The sequence below is a fragment of the Pseudomonas sp. LTJR-52 genome (assembly GCF_003691465.1).
GTDB classification, from domain to species: Bacteria; Pseudomonadota; Gammaproteobacteria; order Pseudomonadales; family Pseudomonadaceae; genus Chryseomonas; species Chryseomonas luteola.
The window spans coordinates 3,104,438-3,122,508 of sequence record NZ_CP033105.1 but is presented as its reverse complement, the minus strand read 5'-3'; the positions used below and the strand labels follow the sequence as shown (position 1 = coordinate 3,122,508).

Below are 18,071 nucleotides of genomic sequence, written 5' to 3'. Positions count from 1 at the left end.
TTATGAAGGCAGGTTCTTTCCGTCGTCAGTGGGGCGCCTGGCTCGATCGACGCATACCCGCTGCGCCATCCATGGTATTGCACCAGAAGCGCATTTTTATCCTTCCCACCCGCCAGGGCACAGCGTTTGGCGTTGCGTTGATTTTGATGCTGCTTGCAGCCATCAACTACCAGAACAGCTTGGCGTACGGCCTGACGTTTCTGCTGTTTTCGGTTGGGATCGTCACCATCCTGCATACCTATCGAAATCTGGCGGGGCTGCGGTTGACGGCAGCTGGGTCAGCGCCAGCGTTCGTCGACGAACCCGTGCGATTTCGGGTGCGTCTGGACGATGAGGGGCGCGCCCACCAGGCCATTGCAATAGGGTGGGGTAAGGACACACTTCAATACACCGATGTCGAGGCAGGTAGCGCCAGTGAGTTGGACCTCTTCCTGACACCCGTGAGTCGGGGATGGTTGAGGCCCGGCAGGCTGCGGGTAGAAAGCCGATTTCCGCTGGGGCTGATGGTGGCATGGAGCTGGCTTGATCTGGAGCAGAAAGCCTTGATCTACCCAAAACCGATACCGGGTGATTTGCTGTTGCCGGCGGGTCTTGACGCAGACGCTGACGAAGGTGCCCGCACTCAAGGGCAGGGTGCTGATGATTTTCTGGGGCTCAGACCTTACCAACCAGGGGACTCACGTCGCCGGCTGGACTGGAAAGCGTACTCGCGTGGGCAGGGCCTATTGGTCCGGGATTTCGCCATGCTGACAGGCAGTGATTTATGGCTCGACTTTTCTGTATTGGACGGAGATGTCGAAGCACGACTATCCCAACTGTGCCATTGGGTTCTGGTTTGCTCCGCCAAGCAGCAACGGTTTGGACTGCGCTTACCAGGAACCGTGCTGGACCCTGATATCGGTGAGGCACATCAGTCGGCATCGCTCAAGGCACTGGCTCTGTTCGGACAGCCCTCATGACAGCCGTTCAACCTATCCCCCGTATCGCGCTGACCTGGTTGCTGGTTGCCCAGGCATTAGTCATTGCGCCCCACTTGTTTCATCTGCCGTTCTGGATCGTCGGGCTGTGGCTGGGGTGCGCGTTCTGGCGTGTTCAGCAGTTCAGGATGAGGGCTCGGGCGCCTACCCGGATTGAAAAAGCCGGCTTGCTGATTGTAGCTGCCGCTAGTGTCTGGTTCGCTCAGGGTACTGTGATCGGGCTGGACGGCGGAACCGCGCTGCTCATCTCAATGTTTGTGCTCAAACTGGTCGAAATGAACACAAGGCGGGATGCCTTGGTAGTGATCTTTCTGGGCTTTTTTGCGGTTGTCATTGCTTACCTGTTTGATGACAGCTTTCTTGCCGCCTTGTATAGCCTGTTGCCCATCTCTACGCTGCTGGCGGCGCTCATTGGCCTCCAACAGAGCGGCATGGCGCATCGGCCATGGCCTACCTACAGGTTGGCCGGAAGCCTGGTGCTTCAGGCACTGCCACTCATGCTCGTGTTGTTTCTCTTTTTTCCACGCATGGGACCGTTGTGGTCAATGCCACAATCGGGTGACAAGGCCGTAACGGGGCTTTCGGACAATATCGCTCCCGGCGAGATTGCCGAACTTTCCCAATCTGCCGAGCGGGCATTTCGAGTCAGCTTCGAAGGGACGCCTCCGCTACGCAATACGCTTTACTGGAGAGCAGTAACTTTCGAGCGCTTCGATGGCCAGCGCTGGTCGGTCAGCCAGGAAACTGCCTACAGCACCGTCCCACAATGGCAACCGGCTGGCGTTGCTATTCACTACACGGTAGTTATGGAGCCAAGCCAGAAGCCTTGGCTGTTTGCGCTAGACGTGCCGCAAACCAATCAGAGTGACGTCAGGCTGGTCGGAGATTTCCACCTGCAACGCCGAAGACCCGTTGATACACCTTTGATGTACGAAGCGACATCATGGCCGCAGGTGATACGCGAGGAGGCTATAAATCCGGCCAACTCACGGCGCGCACTACAACTACCTTCCAACAACGACCTGCAAGCGCGTGCCTGGATTAAAGATCTGCAGCAGCGCTATCCCGAGCCTCAGGCATTGGCAGAGGCGATACTGCGCTATTTTCGTGAGGAGCCTTTTATTTACACCCTCAAACCGCCAGTCGGAGGGACGAATGCTATCGATGCCTTTCTCTTTGAGCATCGTCGTGGCTTTTGCGCCCATTATGCTGGTGCGATGACATTTCTCCTGCGTGTCGCCGGTATCCCTGCACGTATGGTGGCGGGTTATCAGGGAGGAGAATACAACCAGGCAGGCAATTACTTGACGGTCCATCAATTTGATGCACACGCCTGGGTAGAGTACTGGGTTTCCGGAAAAGGCTGGGTAAGCGCCGACCCTACGGCCCAAGTCGCGCCCGAGCGGGTAGAGCGTGGCCTTGAGGATGCGTTGTCAAGTGCACGAGGTGAAGGTGCTTTTCTAGAGTCGTCACCCTTCTCACCGATGCGCTATCGACAACTCGCTTGGCTTAACGAAGCCCGGATGGCGTGGGACAGGCTCAACTATGGCTGGCAACGCTGGGTTCTAAATTATCAGGCTGAGACGCAAGGCGACCTGCTGCGGAATTGGTTTGGCAAGGTCGATAGTGCCACGTTTGTTGCGACGCTTGTTGGCGGTGGGGGACTGTTGATGGGGCTATTGGCGGTATGGCTGCTCAAACCCTGGAAACAGGCAACTGACCCACAAACACGGCTATTCAATCAGTTCGAACGAGTGGTAAGGCGCTACGGACTGACTCGTGAGAAAGCTGAAACCGTCCGTCATTTCATGCAGCGTACTATTCAACGACTCCCTCACCAGCAAGGCGAAATTGAAGCGTTCTGCCTGACCTTCGAACGCCAGCGCTACAGCCGCGAAACTGTGGATGAACATCTTCTTAAAGCGCAGCTAAAGGCTTTGAAAAACGCTCTAAGAGCTTCAAAAAGCGCTAATCAGGCCTAGATAGAGCGCTCGATCAGCTGACAAAAAGCGAGTGGGACTTCTTGCTCGGCTCGTGAGACTGGATCGCCATTGCCGCTACGATACCTACGACGCCCACTGCAACACTGGTAAGACTATGGCACAGCAGGCCGCTGGTAACAGTCAGCGCAGACAGGCTGACAAGCGGGACCGACAGCATCAGTGCCGTATCGCGTGAGGAGGCCCGATTCATCATATGGCGCATGATTGCACTCCTGTTAATTGATACACTTACTGTAAGGGCTTTGATAATGTGGTCGCGAATCGTTCCTCACTATCAAAGCCATAGATTGCTTGTGCTTAAAGCTTGAGCTGTTGGATGGCCCTGTTCAGGTCGCCCGCCAATGCGGCCAGCTCCTGACTGGTTGCCGATGCATCGGATGTCTGCCGTACGGTATGCTCGGTAACGTCTCGTATACCGACCACTGAGCGGCTCATTTCCTCTGCTACGTGAGACTGCTGCTCGGCGGCAACCGCAATCTGCGTGTTGCTGTCGCGCATCTGCGCCACGGCTCCAGCAATCGCCGCCAAGGCCTGTCCGGCTTCGGCAGCTTCTTCAACACATCCATCTGCTTTGATCGAACTTTCGTTCATGAATTCAACCGCATCGCGCGTTCCTGCCTGAAGCGTTGCAATCATCTGAGTGATTTCGTTGGTTGAATCCTGTACACGCTGTGCCAGATTACGGACCTCGTCAGCCACGACGGCAAACCCGCGACCCATTTCGCCCGCGCGAGCTGCTTCAATGGCGGCATTGAGTGCCAGCAGGTTTGTCTGTTCGGCAATACCATGAATGACGCTGACGACGCTGCTGATTTTCTGGCTGTTGTCAGCCAGATGCTGGATCATTTCAGCCGTCTGCTGAACGCCCTGGGAAAGTCCGGAGATCGACTGGCTGACGCGCTCGACTATGGCCTGTCCGGCACCGGCTAAACGATCGGCTTCCTTGGATTGATCTCGAGTGTCGGCGGTGTGCTGGGCGATGTGATGGACCGTTGCAGACATCTCATTGATGGCTGTTGCCGTCTGGTCCGTTTCGCTCTGCTGATTCAACATGCCGCGCTGTACTTCCCGCATCGTGCTGGCCAGACGTGCTGCGCCCTCATCCAGTCGAGTGGCGGTCTCGGTCACCGTCATGACAATACGTTGATAGCCCCCCTGCATTGCATTGAACGCGTTGGCCATCTGGCCGACTTCGTCACGGCTGTTGAGCGGTACTCGTGCCGACAGGTCACCACTGCGCTCTACGTGCAGCATGACATCCTTGAGTGTATGCAGGTTGGTCAGGATGAAACGGATCAGAAGCTGAGAGGCGCACAGTAGTACCAGCATTAGCACGAAAACGGCCACACCGTATTCGAAGGCGCGATGCATAAAGACCTCGCCAAAGCTCACCCGCTCCACGGTTATGGCAAACGGCTGACCATCGGAGGTCTGGGCAACCCAGGCTCCTGCCAGCGCTTCGCTGCGCTCCAATTCCACCCAGTCCCGCTTTCCACTCAGCGAGACTGCATCGACTCCAAGACGCGCTAGCGCAGCGGTATCGTTGAGTTTCACCGCTGTGTCTGTAACCGGGAATTGAGCAGCCGCTAACGTCGATAGATGGCTGGCTTCCAGTCTGGCAGCGTTCTGACCGGCATCAAGGCGGGCATTCTGCTCAAGATGCATGGCAAACAAGACCAGTAACAACGTCGTAAAGAAAGCAACGGCGTTGACGGCCCAGAATTTGTACTTCAGGGAAATGTCTCGAATCCAACCACTCATGGAATGTTGTGTCCGTAACGGGAGTTTTTCCAGCATAGAGCCGGAACAAAATGTCGAAGCGGTCTATAGAAGCGACCGCTTCTTTCCACTCAGGTTAACGGCACAATAAAAAGCAGCTTTAGGCCGGATCTTCAAAACTCGCTTCAATCACCGGCAGGTTGAAAAACTGCCGGGCTGTGACTGTGGTATGTGCGGCGAGGGCCCGAGGCGACTCGTGACGATGGCGAGCCACTTCATGCAGTACTTCAGTCAGGAATGCTGGTTCGTTATGCCCACTCTTGGGTTTGGGGCGTAGCGTGCGCGGTAGCAGATAAGGCGCGTCGCTTTCCAGCATCAGGCGGCCCATGGGAATGTCATTCATCAGCGGATGAAGGTGGGTACCGCGACGCTCGTCACAAATCCAGCCGGTAATACCGATGTGCAGGTCCAGATCCAAGTATTGATAGAGGGCCTGTTTTTCGCCGGTAAAGCAGTGCACGACAGCCGCGGGAAGCTTGTCGCGAAAATCGCGTATAATGGCCAGCAGACGTTCGCTGGCGTCTCGTTCATGCAGGAAGACCGGAAGTTGTAGTTCAACGGCTATGGCCAGTTGTTCTTCAAGCGCTTTCTCTTGCACGGAGCGGGGAGCAATGTCGCGGTTGAAGTCCAGTCCGCATTCGCCAAGAGCACGTACTTTCTGCTCTTTTGCCAGCGCCTTGAGGCTGTTACCTGTTGTGGCGGTCCAGCTTGCTGCTTCGTGTGGATGAATGCCGGCTGTTGTAAACAGCGTGTTCGAGTCATCCAGCGTGCGGCAAAGTTCGAGCGCAGCCTCGCTTTCAGCAAGGCTTGTGCCGGTCAGTACCATTTGAACGACACCCGCTGTGTGCGCTCGCTCAATAACGGCTTCGGCTTCTCGCACTAGGCTGGGATGAGTCAGATTGACGCCGATGTCGATCAGTTGCATGAGAAATACCTAATAAACGGTGGCCAGCTGAGTATCAGTCTGTCCATTTAATAAAAAAGTCGATCATGAACAGGATTATGTCGGTGTTCATGGGTAGTTCGGCTTCCATTGCCTCCTGGAAAGGGAGGGCATCGTTGCGCCTTGTCTTGCGCTTGGCCAACCATGGAGAACCGGATGGCGCGTCATCTTATTGTTGTGTGTTGTCTGCTATTGTTGTCACCTTTTCCTGCCCAGGCACGGGTCGGAAGTACAGAGCATTGGAAGCAGGAGAAGACCGTACGTGACCTGTCTGCGATTCGAACGGCAGGCGTGCTGCGTGTCCTGGTCAATCAGAACCGTAACAGCTCCGGCGAACTGGACGGCAAGCCCATCGGCATAGAGTACCGTCGTCTTGATGCCTTCGAGCAGTATCTCAACGCCAAGGGCAAAAAGGCTCAGCCGCTCAAGGTTGTTTTCATCCCAAAGCCTAAAGAGGAATTACTGGCTGCGCTAGAGCGGGGTGAGGGTGATATTGCTGCTCCGGGTGAGCTGTTTTCGGGGCCTATCGGGAACAAGATCGTACGCAGCAATCCACTGATGACCAATACGCCACTTGTAGTCGTCAGCCGATCAGGGCAGCGTCGCTATACTCGTCTGGATCAGCTGTCGGGGCGCCAGCTCACTCTGCCAGCCGGTAGCGCAGCCGAACCCGCGTTGCGCGAGCTGAATGCGCAACTGGCTAAGCGTAAGCTCAAGCCCATCGAGCTTGAGCGGGTTGATTCCAGCCTGGGTGTTGAGGATGTACTAGAAATGGTTTCCGCTGGAATCTTCTCCCTTACGGTCGTTGAACAGCCTATTGCAGACCGCTGGGCCAAGGTCTTGCCCAAGCTTCATGTAGAGCGGCGGCTAGTAGTGGCCAAGCAGCAGGACATGACTTGGTTTGTCCGGCGCGATACCCCTGAACTGCGTAAAGCGGTGAATGGCTTTCTGGCTGAACATCGTATGCCGACCGGCAGCGATGTGGCGTTTCAAAAGGCCTACAAAGGCAGTTCCAAGGTCCGGAATCCGTTAGGTGCAGACGATCACCAGCGGCTTACCGAAGTTCGTCCGGTCCTGAAGCGATACGCGAACACTTACAATCTGGATTGGCTAACCCTGGCGGCTATGGCTTACAAGGAATCAGGTCTGGATGGCGCTGCCAAGGGTAGCGGTGGCGCAACAGGGCTGATGCAGATCACACCATCGGCGGCCCGAAGCGTTGGGGTCAAGGATATTCGCACGGTTGACGGCAATGTGCAGGCTGCTGCTCGCTACATGGCAAAGCTGCGCCGCCAATTCTTTTCAAGCCGCACGCTGGATGAGCGTGAGCGTCGGGCTTTTGTTCTCGCAGCTTACAACTTGGGACCAGAGCGGGTTCAGCGGCTGCGGACCGAAGCGAAGCGACAGGGGCTTAACCCTAACAAGTGGTTCTTTCAGGTCGAGCGAATTGCCTCTGAAAAATATGGGATGGGCGTTGTCAATTACGTCAGCAGCGTCAATAAATACTATCTGGCGTATGCCCGCGAGCGTGACCGGCTGGAAGAGGGCAAGCGCAGCATCCGTATTACCAGTCGTTAATCCGGTTGGCAAACCGCCGTGCTTGACAGCATGAGTACCGCTTGCCTAGCATTCGAATGCGCCGATTTAAACAGCAACTTGCGGGGCGCGAGTCTATCGAGACTCAAAAAATACCGCTAAAGCGCTGGCCGGTGATTGCCTCACCGCTGACCAGCGGGACTTATGAGGCGGATACCATCACCATGACCATTTCTCACTGCCAATTGCGCCTGACCCCCATTACTCACGGATCGCTCAGCTCGCATCCTTCTATTTTACTTGGCGGACTGCATCAGCCCACACTGCTCCGGTATCTGGAAGGCTGGCCAAGGCGTTGGCCTGCTTCTCGCTCCTTCCAGATCCGTTTTGCCCAGCAACCGCAGGAGTTGAGCCAATTTGCCAAGGACATGTTTGACTTCGCCGTCATCGAAGCGCCTTCCAGGGAGCAGGTGGCTGCGGTCGTGCATGAATTGACACGGATCGCCCGGCAAGGCGTGATTACCCGGCGTCAGGGATAATCAATTTCTACGATGTACCAGCGCTTCTCGCCGGTTGGTGTCTGCACGGTAATTTCCGCATCCAGCGGTTTACCGACCATGGCGCGAGCCAGCGGGGCGTCGATGCTGATCTGGTTGAGTTTTATGTCGAACTCATCCGGTCCTACGATTCGATAGCGAGCCTGTTCACCCTCGTCATCTTCCAGGGTTACCCAGGCGCCAAAATACACCTTGTTGGGATCTGCCGGCCGCTCGCTGATAACCTTGAGGTTCTCCAATCGCTTACGCAAAAAACGTACACGGCTATCGATTTCACGCAGCATTTTCTTGCCATAGGTGTACTCGGCATTCTCTGAACGATCACCCTGGGCCGCCGCTTCGCTCACGGACTGCGTGACTTGTGGTCGACGGACATTCCAGAGCTCATGCAGCTCGGCACGCAGGCGCGCTTCGCCTTCGGGCGTAATCAAAGGGGTGCCTGCACTACGAGGCGGTCGGTATCGACTCATACATCCATTCCATATAAAAACCTGATTAACCTTCCCGCAGAATGCGTAGCGGACTGACCGTCAATGCCCGTCTCGTTCCCAAAAGACCGGCTGCAGCAATCATTGCTGCGCCTATCAGGGGAAGCAGCAAAAGCCATGGGTGCGGTTGCCATGGCATATCGAACACAAGGCGATACAGCAAAGCTGTAATGATCTCACACCCTAATGCTGCCAAAACTCCACTGGTTGCGCCAAGCAAGGCAAATTCAACCCGGCGGGTGCGTATCAGGAGTCGTCGCTCCGATCCCAGTGCCCGCAAAAGTGCACCCTGGCGTATGCGCTCATCTAGTGTGGATTGAAGACCGGCAAACAAGACCGTCATTCCAGCGGCCAATACAAAGAGCAAGACGAATTCTACCGCAATGGTTACTTGGCCTAGGATGCTGCGTAGTTGCGCAAGGATCGCATCGATAGGCAATAACGTCGCGGCTGGAAACTGACGTGCCAACTCAACCATGGCCCGGTCATGGCCAGGCGGAATGTAAAAGCTGGTGAGATAGGTGACGGGAACATTGGTAAACGTTCCCGTCTGAAAGATCATGAAGAAATTGGGCTGAAAATTATTCCAGTCCACGGTTCGCAGACTACTCACCTGCGCCTCTATGATCTTGCCGGCAATATTGAAGCTGAGATGATCGCCTATCCCTACCTTGAGGCTCTTGGCTAGTTCTGCCTCTACGGATACGCCCGGCAGATCACGTGTTGGTGGTGTGGCGTCCCACCACCGTCCGGCAGTGATGACATTGCCTGAGGGCAGCGTGTCAGCCCAGGTAAGACTAAGGTCGCGACGCGTGGCGCGGTCTCCGCGTGACTCGCTTTCTACGACCTCGCTGGCAGGCTCGCCATTGATCAACACTAAACGACCCTGCACGATGGGATATAACGGTTTCGGATTGGGCGACAGCTGGCCGATCTGTGCCGCAAAGGCGTCCTTCTCAGCAGGGAGGATATTGAGTGCAAAGTAATTGGGGGAGTCCGCTGGCAGCTGGTCCTGCCAGCGGTCCAGTATTTCTCCGCGCAACAAGGCAATAAGCGCCATCGCCAACAAAATCAGGCCAAATGCCAGGGCCTGTCCGGCAGCAGCGACTGGATGACGAAGCAATTGGCCCAGCCCCAAACGCCAGGCAAGCGGTGCCGAGACCAGCAGGCGGCGTAATCCTTTCAAGCCCAGCAGCATTAGTCCGCCAAGCACCACTGTGGCAATCAGTCCGCCACCTAGCAGTGCCAGGGTTAGCCTGAGGTCCAGCGATAACCGCCACATAATCAGCCCTAAGGCCAGCAGGGCCGTACCATAGACGATCCAGCTTCTAGGAGGGACAGGAAGAAGGTCGCTGCGCAGAACGCGCAGGGGCGGGACTCGGCCCAGTGCAGCCAAGGGCGGCAACGCGAAACCAGCAAGCGCGATCAGGCCCGTCCCCATACCCGCAAATGCCGGGAATAGACCTGCGCTGGGAATCGTTGCGGGCAGCAATCCTGCCATCAGGTGGAAGAGCAGAAATTGGGCAAGCCAGCCCAGTACAGCACCCAGTACGCTGGCCGCCAGTCCGAGCATGGCCAGTTGCACGCTATACAGAATCAAGGCTTCCCGGCGCGAAAGCCCAAGGCAGCGGAGCAGAGCGCTCGCATCGAAGCGCCTGACTGCGAAGCGATTGGCCGACATGGCAACTGCTACGCCAGCCAATAATACGGCGGCGAGGCTCGCTAATCCCAGGTAGCGTTGAGCTCGGTCCAGGGCGCTGCCGAGCTGACGATTACCGTCGCGTGGGTCCTCGATTCGCTGATTGACATCGAGACTACGTTCGAGCGTTGCCCGGTAACGCTCCAGCTGATCGGTCGCTCCACTCCAGAGGTCTCGGTAGCGAACCCGGCTGCCCGGCTGGATGACTTCAGTGGCCGGCAGGTCTGCACTGTTCATCAGGACACGTGGCGTCAAACTGTAAAAGTCCCCAGCGCGATCGGGTTCGTAGGTCAGGATGCGAGAGATACGTAGTGTTTTACGACCAACATCGATCGTGTCACCTATCTTCAGTTCAAGTGCCGGTAACAGACGAGCCTCGACCCAGGCCTCCCCAGGATCTGGAAGGCCTCCAACAGTTTCCTGACCTTGTGGAGTGAGCGTGCTCTTGAGCTGTCCCCTGAGCGGATAGGAGCCGCTGACGGCTTTGACGCTGGACAGTTGAATGGCCTGTTCGCCGGCAATGACGCTGGAAAACTCTATGGTTTGAGCATGTTTCAGCCCTTGGGCAAGGCCGACGTCGATCTGCTCCTGACGAGCTGCCGAGGTACCTCGCAGTGCCAGGTCACCGCCTAGAAACTCCGTGGCCCTCAACACCATGGCTTCATTCAGGCGAGCCGTGAAATAACCGATCGCACAGCTTGAGGCAACCGCAATCACCAGTGCAAAGAAGAGCACTCGCAGCTCTCCGGCTCGAACTTCTCGCATAAGCTGCCGGCTGGCTTGACGCAATAATCGGAAGAAGGGGAGGCGAGTCATTCAGGCCTCCAATGTGACTAGGCGGCCGCTTTCCAGACGTATCAGACGATTGCATCGCTGCGCGAGTCGCTCATCATGGGTCACCAGCACCAGGGTGGTTCCAAGCTCTGTGTTCAGTTCGAACAGCAGGTCACTGATACGGGCGCCAGTAGTGGTATCCAGGTTCCCGGTAGGCTCGTCGGCAAACAACACTTTGGGGTTAGCAGCGAACGCCCGTGCGATGGCGACTCGTTGCTGCTCACCTCCAGAAAGCTGGCGCGGATAATGACTCAGGCGATGCCCCAGATTGACTCGTTCCAGAAGAGACTCGGCGCGATCACGCGCATTTTTGTAACCTTCAAGCTCCATGGGGAGCATGACATTTTCTAAAGCGGTCAGGCTGTCGAGCAGTTGAAACGACTGAAAAACGAATCCGACATGCTCGGCACGTATTCGCGCACGCTCATCCTCTGACAATGCGGCCAAAGCATGCCCCGCCAAAACAACATCCCCCTCACTCGGCTGATCTAACCCGGCCAACAGGCCTAGCAGAGTGGATTTGCCGGAGCCTGAGCTGCCTACGATGGCCAGGCTGTCGCCCTTTGCCAATTCAAGGTCGAGGCCATGAAGGATGGTGAGTTCACCTTCCGCGCTGGGTACAACCTTGCTAAGGTTCTGGGCAACTAGAATGCTGGCGCTCATGAGGATTCCGCATGCGTAAATGGTTATCGGGCGGCTGTCTCGCGCTGTTTCTAATCGCGCAACACGCCGCAGCACAGACACTTTTGATCGTTGGAGATAGTATCAGTGCCGGTTTGGGGATAGAAACGGGCCAAGGATGGGCTTCGCTGCTTGAAAAACGGCTGGACGAACAGAAGGGCAGCTACAAGGTCATCAATGCCTCGATCAGCGGTGACACCAGTGCCGGCGGGCTTTCCCGGCTATCGCCGTTACTTAATGAGCATAAGCCTGATGTTGTGCTGATTGAGCTGGGCGGCAATGATGGTTTGCGAGGCCAGCCCCCTGCGCAATTGCAACAGAATCTTGCATCAATGATTGACCAGTCCAAGCAGGCAGGTGCCAAGGTACTGCTTCTAGGAATGCGGTTGCCGCCCAACTATGGCATTCAGTATACCGAGCGTTTCGCTGCGGTTTATTCTAGTCTGGCTGAAGAAAAAAAGGTCGCACTGGTGCCCTTCTTTCTGGAGGGGGTTGGAGGAATAGAGCAGTACATGCAGCCAGACGAAATTCATCCCAATGCAGCCGGACAGCCAAGACTACTGGAAAATGCCTGGCAAGCCTTACAGCCCTTGCTTGAGCGGCCGCAGAATGCAAAGCACTGACATTTTGTAAGATTTTACAGTTTGGGGCGGTTAAATCCGGTTCACCTGCTTTTCAGGTCAACGCCTTTCCGTTAAGGTTGCGCCCCCCTTCTGGAGCCTCAAATGTCGCGTCACGCCTGGTCCTTGTTTGGCTTTCAACTTATCGTGCCTGATTCACAGCTCGATCTGTTCGCCTGCCGGACAACACGGCTGCACATCGTTGCACGCCAGCTTGAGCTAGGCGGACATGCTGATCGTACATTGTGCGGCAGCCTTCTCCCGGCCGAGCCCAAGTTTCAGCCATTAGCTCGGCATTGGCTGAGACACTCGCAGTTATGCCCCCAATGCATGGAACGTCTGGAAGCAGATAAACGGGGTGAAGTGGGTACTGTTTCGTTCCTCTGAGGTCTCACGACCTTATAGGCGCAGTGTTACACTGACACTATTTACAGCATTCTTTTCAAAGGATTTTTCGATGTTGTCTCGCGCATCATCTATCGCCTGTTTATCGCTTGCCGTTAGCCTAACTGCCGGTACGGCTTGCGCCCTGGAATTGCCGCTTCCACCGCCTGGTGAAGATATCGTGGGCGAGGTGCAGGTCATCAAGGCTGCTTACGAAGACACGTTTGCAGACCTGGGTGAGAAATACGATCTTGGCTATTCGGAGATGGTGGCAGCGAACCCGGGCGTTGATGCCTGGTTGCCAGGGGCGGGCACCGAAGTGGTTTTGCCTACACGGTTCATCCTGCCGCCTGGGCCGCGTGAAGGGGTTGTCATTAATCTGGCTGAGTACCGTATGTACTACTACCCCAAAGGGGGTAATACGGTTTTCACCTACCCATTGGGAATTGGACGTGAAGGATGGGGGTCGCCTGTTGGGACTACCCGAATCACCGCCAAGACCAAGGACCCCAGCTGGTATCCGCCTGCATCGATTCGTGCCGAGCACGCCGCCGACGGTGATCCGCTTCCAGCCGTGGTTCCGCCTGGGCCGGACAATCCGCTTGGACCCTACAAGTTGAACCTTGCGCTACCAGGTTATCTGATCCACGGTTCCAACAAGAAATTTGGTATCGGCATGCAGGTCAGCCACGGCTGTTTCCGGATGCTGAATGAGGATCTCAAGGAGTTCGTTGGAATGATTCCGGTGAACACCCCTGTACGCATCATCAACGAGCCTTACAAGTTTGGTATCAGCCAAGGCAAGCTATATCTGGAGGCGCATGAGCCGCTCTCGAGCGAAAATGGCAAGCCGGCCATGATCGACCAGCACACGGCTGTGGTGAATGCCATGATCCGTCGCGAGGACTTGAGTGGTCACGCTGAGCTGAACTGGGAATTGGTAAAGGATATCGTCACAGCGCAGGATGGTCTGCCCGTAGAGGTGGCTCCTACCATCAATCAGGCTTCGCAAACGGCTGTGACTGCCGCTGATCAGCCTGCTGCAGCGCTATAAAACAGTGTGGCAACAAAAAGCCCGCCAAAATGGCGGGCTTTTTGTTGCTCGCAAAAGCCGACCCGAGAGTCGGCTTAACAGGTCAGAGACCTATTATTTGCGGCTGGCTTTTTCCAGCATACGCAGAGCGCGCTCGTTAGCTTCGTCAGCAGTCTGCTGAGCTTTCTGAGCAGCAGCCAGAGCGTCGTCAGCATGACGATAAGCTTCGTCTGCACGAGCCTGAGCGCGAGCAGCAGCGTCTTCAGTAGCGGTCAGACGGGCTTCGCTTTCTTTGGAAGCGTGGCTGCAACCAGTAGCCAGGGCAGCTGCCAGAGCCAGAGCGGCAAATTTCAGAGCGTTGTTCATCATTATCCCCTTGAGGTGGACTTCCATATAGAGTGCAAATTTCCCAGCGGAAAATTGCGCGCTACATACTACTCATAACGTGTAGTAAGTAAACTGAGCGAATGCAAGGTTCGCGAGTTTTTTTCACTTTCCCTTTCATAAGCTCGATAAATTGACATTGCGTTGCTTAAAAAGTGTCCAAGGGTGACTGATGACGGGTTTTCTGACGGTATAAGGAGCGCGACTAAGGTAAACAGTTACAAGGCTAATGGGTTGTATTAATGCAAACTTCAACGCACTATTAAGCTCTGAGTCTTGCGCCAGATGCTCGTTGTATTAAGCCTAAGGTCATGATTGTTATGCGATGGCCGGCCCGAACGGGGCAGCCATTTCTGTAGTCTGAAAATAGGCTCGGCAGCAATGTCGCTTCCCAATAAGAGAGATAAGGCGGGTAATCGGTTTTCCGCCAAGGAGCAGATATGAACGAGTCGTTTTCAATCGACCACGACCTCTCATCTCACCAGTTTGTCATCCACGTCGATGGGCAGCGCGCGTATCTTGCCTATATGGATCTTGGTAAGCAGACCATGGATTTTTACAGAACCTTTGTGCCCGATAATCTGCGGGGCAGGGGAATAGCCGCAGCGTTAGCCGAACACGCACTGACGTACGCGGAGTCACGTGGCTACAGCGTCATTCCATCCTGCTCCTATGTCGAGCGTTATATCGAGCGGCGTCAGCAGAAGCTAACGGCTCCTCACTAATCGACAGGCATAAAAAAGCCGGGTAAAGAACCCGGCTATAAGAAGACTAGCAATCAATCGCGCTTGCGCTTGGGCAGTACGTCCTTGAGCTTGTTATGCATGCTCATGATGCTCTGTTCTGTCATTTCCCAATCGATGCAGGCATCTGTAACCGAAACGCCGTATTTCAGTTCGTTGAGATCCTTAGGAATCGGCTGGTTGCCATAGCCCAGATGGCTCTCCACCATCAATCCGATAATGGACTGGTTGCCTTCGATAATCTGGTTGGCAACGTTATCCATTACCAGCGGCTGCAGTGAGGCATCCTTGTTAGAGTTTGCATGGCTGCAATCCACCATGATATTAGCCTTGACCTTGGCTTTGCTTAATTCACGTTCGCATACCGCAACGCTGACCGAGTCGTAGTTCGGTTTGCCGTTACCGCCGCGCAGAACCACATGACCGTAGGGGTTACCTTTGGTCTGCACGATCGAGACCTGTCCCTGCTGATTGATGCCGAGGAAACGATGTGGGTTTGAGACCGATTGCAAGGCGTTGATAGCAACGGTCAGGCTGCCATCGGTGCCGTTCTTGAAGCCAACGGCCGATGAAAGGCCGGAAGCCATTTCACGGTGCGTTTGGGACTCCGTGGTCCGGGCGCCAATTGCAGACCAGCTGATCAGGTCCTGAAGATACTGTGGTGAGATGGGATCTAGTGCTTCGGTGGCAGTAGGCAAGCCTTTCTCGGCCAGCTCCAGCAGCAATTGGCGACCAATGTGCAAACCATCCTGAATCTTGAAGGAGTCGTCGAGGTAGGGATCGTTGATAAGCCCTTTCCAGCCGACTGTCGTCCGCGGCTTCTCAAAATACACCCGCATGACAAGGAATAGGGTATCGGAAACTTTTTCGGCCAGAACCTTCAGGCGGTCGGCGTACTCGTGGGCTGCCTTGATGTCATGAATGGAGCAGGGGCCAATCACGACAAAAATCCGATGATCCTTGCCATCAAGGATATCACGCACCACCTGGCGACCCTGAGCAACTGTCTTGGAGGCGCTCTCGGTCAAAGGAATCTCTAGCTTGAGTTGCTCAGGCGTTATCAGGGGGTCGTTTGATACGACGTTTAGGTCATTTATAGGTAAATCGGCCATAGTGTTCTCGGAGGCCACGGTGCCTGCTTGGGCATAACCGGCTGGCGTTACGCGGTAAAAGGTGGACAAGAGGCTAACCATAACGTGTCTTCATAGGAGGCGACAATGGCCTTTTCCGGTTCGAGAGACGAAGCGGCCTGTTGCGTCCTTGAATGTCTTGACCAGTACGAAATAGCGAGGCTTTGTGGAATTAAGTGATCTTGATGCGGATCAGGCGTTGTTGGCGCTTTCGGGAGTAACGTTGCTTATCTTCACCAGTGAAGGGTGCTCAAGTTGCCGGTGGGCGCGAGAGCGCTTGCCGGAGATGAACTTGCCATGCGATCGAATCGCCTGGGTCGATGCGGAGCGAAACGGAGGAATGGTGCAGCGCTATGAGGTATTTCACTTGCCTGCTCTGTTCGTAGTACGTCAAGGGCTATTTTATGGTGGGCTGAAAACGCGGATGACCGAGTCTGAATTGAATCAGGGAATTCTGGCTTGTCTGAGCCGTGATGCTGATGATTTACCTTGATGAGAGAAGTGTGGTGTTAACTAACCAAGTCGCAAATTAAGGCATTTACCAGCATTTTGCACGGCGAAGTGGCAGTACGCTGCTACGCTTTCCTATGATGAATAAGCATTCGGCATGTCGTATGACGGCCATCCACGTCAGTAGTTGAGGGGGCCAATTGATCCAATCGATTCTTTATGCAACTGATCTGGGCATCTACTCATCCTCTGTCTTGCAGCATGCGCTTTCCTTGGCGCGAGCGCATGATGCTAAGTTGTATGTCGTACATGCGGTTGAACCCTTGGGGTTGTTCGCTGACTCGATTTTGCAAACCTATATGGATGCCTCCACGTTGGCACAATTGAACAAGCAGGGTTTCAATACCGTTTTAGCCAATATTGAGCAGCGCGTGATCGAGTGTCTGCGCGATGAAATGGGGGAGACTGCGCAGGAGTTTGACCGTATCCGTTTGGTGCGGGTCGTTCAGGGAGATCCCGCTCAGGTCATTCTTGATCAGTCCCATGATCTGGCTGTCGATTTGATTGTGTTGGGCAGTCATAGTCATGGCAGTACTTGGGATACACCGCTGGGACGTACTGCAGGCAAAGTTCTGCAAATGGCGGATGTGCCTGTCTATCTTGTACCCATGTTGCAGCATCGCAGCCATTGATAATTACCAATGGCTATAAATATTTTCGTAGTACGTTAATATAGGTTATAACAACGGTGCTGTTAGCTATAGCAAGGAGCCATCATGAAGCTTCAGCAATTGAGGTACATATGGGAAGTGGCGCATCACGATCTCAATGTTTCTGCGACAGCGCAAAGCCTGTATACCTCCCAGCCAGGCATCAGTAAGCAGATCCGGTTGCTTGAGGATGAGTTGGGGGTAGAGGTGTTTGCTCGAAGCGGCAAGCACCTGACACGCATTACGCCAGCGGGTGAGCGGATTATCCAGACCGCTGGTGAGATCCTGCGTAAGTGCGAAAGCATCAAGCAGATCGCCCAAGAGTTCTCCAACGAGAAGAAAGGCACGCTTTCAATCTCCACGACGCACACCCAGGCCCGCTATGCCTTGCCGGATGTGATCAGTGATTTCATGAAGCAATATCCGGATGTCGCTCTGCACATGCAGCAGGGTACACCTATGCAGATTGCTGAAATGGCAGCAGATGGCACAGTTGATTTTGCCATTGCAACGGAAGGCCTTGAGCATTTTGGTGATCTGATCATGCTGCCCTGCTATCGATGGAATCGATGTGTCATCGTGCCCCATGGTCACCCCTTGGCCAAAGTGCCCAAGCTCACCCTGGAAGCCCTGGCTGAGCATCCCATCGTCACCTACGTTTTCGGTTTTACAGGACGTTCCAAGCTAGATGAGGCCTTTAGCCGGCGAGGATTGGAGCCAAAAGTCGTTTTCACCGCAGCCGATGCCGACGTTATCAAGACCTATGTAAGGCTCGGTCTGGGGGTGGGAATCGTGGCGGATATGGCGGTTGACCATAAGCTCGACAGTGACCTTGTTGCGCTGGACGCCAGTGAATTGTTCGAGGCCAGCATTACCAAGATCGGCTTGCGTCGGGGGACCTTCCTGCGGGGATATATGTGTGACTTCATCAGTCGTTTCGCCCCGCATCTGACGCGTGAAGTCCTGGTGCAGGCGATGCAGTGCCATAGCCGCCAGGAAGTTGAAGACCTGTTTGCTGATGTCACATTGCCGACCTACTAGATTCGCTTAATCATCGTATGAAAGAAAGGGAGTCACTTCGTCTCATTTTGTGTCAGAGTGACGGGGTGAGCTTTCCAGC

19 protein-coding genes are annotated in these 18,071 nt (G+C 55.1%); 11 read left to right on the top strand and 8 right to left on the bottom strand.

The window, feature by feature from the left end:
- The first annotated feature begins 2 nt into the window (after positions 1-2).
- Together EAW52_RS14595 and EAW52_RS14590 are read left to right on the top strand one after the other, a co-directional pair.
- On the top strand, positions 3-959 hold the full coding sequence (locus EAW52_RS14595) for a DUF58 domain-containing protein (RefSeq protein WP_122043034.1): 957 nt from the start codon (positions 3-5) through the stop codon (positions 957-959).
- Positions 956-2,959, top strand: a complete 2,004-nt coding sequence (locus EAW52_RS14590; RefSeq protein WP_122043033.1) for a DUF3488 and transglutaminase-like domain-containing protein — start codon at positions 956-958, stop codon at positions 2,957-2,959. Before EAW52_RS14595 ends, EAW52_RS14590 begins: the two co-directional genes overlap by 4 nt.
- A gap of 13 nt (positions 2,960-2,972) precedes the next feature.
- Here the strand turns inward: EAW52_RS14590 and EAW52_RS14585 are convergent, their stop codons facing one another.
- The 3 genes from EAW52_RS14585 to EAW52_RS14575 form a co-directional block, all read right to left on the bottom strand.
- Positions 2,973-3,182 carry a hypothetical protein gene (locus tag EAW52_RS14585; RefSeq protein ID WP_122043032.1) on the bottom strand — a complete coding sequence of 70 codons (210 nt, stop codon included), beginning with the start codon at positions 3,180-3,182 and terminating at the stop codon, positions 2,973-2,975.
- A gap of 95 nt (positions 3,183-3,277) precedes the next feature.
- Positions 3,278-4,741 (bottom strand): methyl-accepting chemotaxis protein, encoded by a 1,464-nt coding sequence (locus EAW52_RS14580; RefSeq protein ID WP_122043031.1) that lies wholly within the window; start codon positions 4,739-4,741, stop codon positions 3,278-3,280.
- Between the two features lie 118 nt (positions 4,742-4,859).
- On the bottom strand, positions 4,860-5,684 hold the full coding sequence (locus tag EAW52_RS14575; RefSeq protein WP_122043030.1) for a TatD family hydrolase: 825 nt from the start codon (positions 5,682-5,684) through the stop codon (positions 4,860-4,862).
- A 174-nt stretch (positions 5,685-5,858) separates the two neighbouring features.
- Here EAW52_RS14575 and EAW52_RS14570 point away from each other — a divergent pair, with 174 nt between their 5' ends.
- Both EAW52_RS14570 and EAW52_RS14565 read left to right on the top strand, forming a co-directional pair.
- On the top strand, positions 5,859-7,280 hold the full coding sequence (locus EAW52_RS14570; RefSeq protein ID WP_122043029.1) for a transglycosylase SLT domain-containing protein: 1,422 nt from the start codon (positions 5,859-5,861) through the stop codon (positions 7,278-7,280).
- 182 nt (positions 7,281-7,462) lie between these two features.
- The gene (locus tag EAW52_RS14565; RefSeq protein ID WP_122044815.1) at positions 7,463-7,777 is read left to right on the top strand and encodes a hypothetical protein; all 315 of its coding nucleotides are present in this window, start codon (positions 7,463-7,465) and stop codon (positions 7,775-7,777) included.
- Here the strand turns inward: EAW52_RS14565 and greB are convergent.
- From greB to EAW52_RS14550, 3 genes are read right to left on the bottom strand one after another with little or no spacing between them, the layout of a single operon-like run.
- Positions 7,768-8,265 carry a transcription elongation factor GreB gene (greB, locus tag EAW52_RS14560; RefSeq protein ID WP_010797766.1) on the bottom strand — a complete coding sequence of 166 codons (498 nt, stop codon included), beginning with the start codon at positions 8,263-8,265 and terminating at the stop codon, positions 7,768-7,770. The genes EAW52_RS14565 and greB overlap by 10 nt on opposite strands.
- Positions 8,266-8,290: 25 nt before the next feature.
- On the bottom strand, positions 8,291-10,798 hold the full coding sequence (locus EAW52_RS14555; RefSeq protein ID WP_122043028.1) for an ABC transporter permease: 2,508 nt from the start codon (positions 10,796-10,798) through the stop codon (positions 8,291-8,293).
- A complete protein-coding gene (locus EAW52_RS14550; protein ID WP_010797768.1) occupies positions 10,799-11,479 on the bottom strand; it encodes an ABC transporter ATP-binding protein in 681 nt (226 codons plus the stop codon).
- An 11-nt stretch (positions 11,480-11,490) separates the two neighbouring features.
- Between EAW52_RS14550 and EAW52_RS14545 the strand changes: the two genes are divergently transcribed.
- The 3 genes from EAW52_RS14545 to EAW52_RS14535 all read left to right on the top strand — a co-directional run bounded on the left by EAW52_RS14545 (position 11,491) and on the right by EAW52_RS14535 (position 13,555).
- A complete protein-coding gene (locus tag EAW52_RS14545) occupies positions 11,491-12,120 on the top strand; it encodes an arylesterase (protein ID WP_122043027.1) in 630 nt (209 codons plus the stop codon).
- Positions 12,121-12,222: 102 nt separating this feature from the next.
- Positions 12,223-12,504, top strand: coding sequence for a hypothetical protein (locus tag EAW52_RS14540; protein ID WP_010797770.1), 282 nt, complete (start codon positions 12,223-12,225; stop codon positions 12,502-12,504).
- Positions 12,505-12,574: 70 nt separating this feature from the next.
- Positions 12,575-13,555, top strand: coding sequence for a L,D-transpeptidase family protein (locus tag EAW52_RS14535; RefSeq protein ID WP_122043026.1), 981 nt, complete (start codon positions 12,575-12,577; stop codon positions 13,553-13,555).
- A gap of 93 nt (positions 13,556-13,648) precedes the next feature.
- Here the strand turns inward: EAW52_RS14535 and EAW52_RS14530 are convergent, their stop codons facing one another.
- Positions 13,649-13,900, bottom strand: coding sequence for an Lpp/OprI family alanine-zipper lipoprotein (locus tag EAW52_RS14530; RefSeq protein WP_026003970.1), 252 nt, complete (start codon positions 13,898-13,900; stop codon positions 13,649-13,651).
- 458 nt (positions 13,901-14,358) lie between these two features.
- On the opposite strand from EAW52_RS14530, the gene EAW52_RS14525 reads away from it, so the two are divergent.
- The gene (locus tag EAW52_RS14525; protein WP_010797773.1) at positions 14,359-14,643 is read left to right on the top strand and encodes a GNAT family N-acetyltransferase; all 285 of its coding nucleotides are present in this window, start codon (positions 14,359-14,361) and stop codon (positions 14,641-14,643) included.
- A 53-nt stretch (positions 14,644-14,696) separates the two neighbouring features.
- Here EAW52_RS14525 and EAW52_RS14520 read toward each other — a convergent pair whose 3' ends face one another.
- Positions 14,697-15,773: a 3-deoxy-7-phosphoheptulonate synthase gene (locus tag EAW52_RS14520; RefSeq protein ID WP_122044814.1), complete on the bottom strand. Its 1,077-nt coding sequence runs from the start codon at positions 15,771-15,773 to the stop codon at positions 14,697-14,699.
- A gap of 184 nt (positions 15,774-15,957) precedes the next feature.
- Here EAW52_RS14520 and EAW52_RS14515 point away from each other — a divergent pair, with 184 nt between their 5' ends.
- The 3 genes from EAW52_RS14515 (at position 15,958) to cysB (ending at position 17,992) form a co-directional block, all read left to right on the top strand.
- Positions 15,958-16,284: a thioredoxin family protein gene (locus tag EAW52_RS14515; RefSeq protein WP_019365962.1), complete on the top strand. Its 327-nt coding sequence runs from the start codon at positions 15,958-15,960 to the stop codon at positions 16,282-16,284.
- A gap of 157 nt (positions 16,285-16,441) precedes the next feature.
- A complete protein-coding gene (locus EAW52_RS14510; protein ID WP_019365963.1) occupies positions 16,442-16,933 on the top strand; it encodes a universal stress protein in 492 nt (163 codons plus the stop codon).
- 84 nt (positions 16,934-17,017) lie between these two features.
- The gene (gene cysB, locus EAW52_RS14505) at positions 17,018-17,992 is read left to right on the top strand and encodes an HTH-type transcriptional regulator CysB (protein WP_122043025.1); all 975 of its coding nucleotides are present in this window, start codon (positions 17,018-17,020) and stop codon (positions 17,990-17,992) included.
- Positions 17,993-18,071 lie beyond the last annotated feature (79 nt).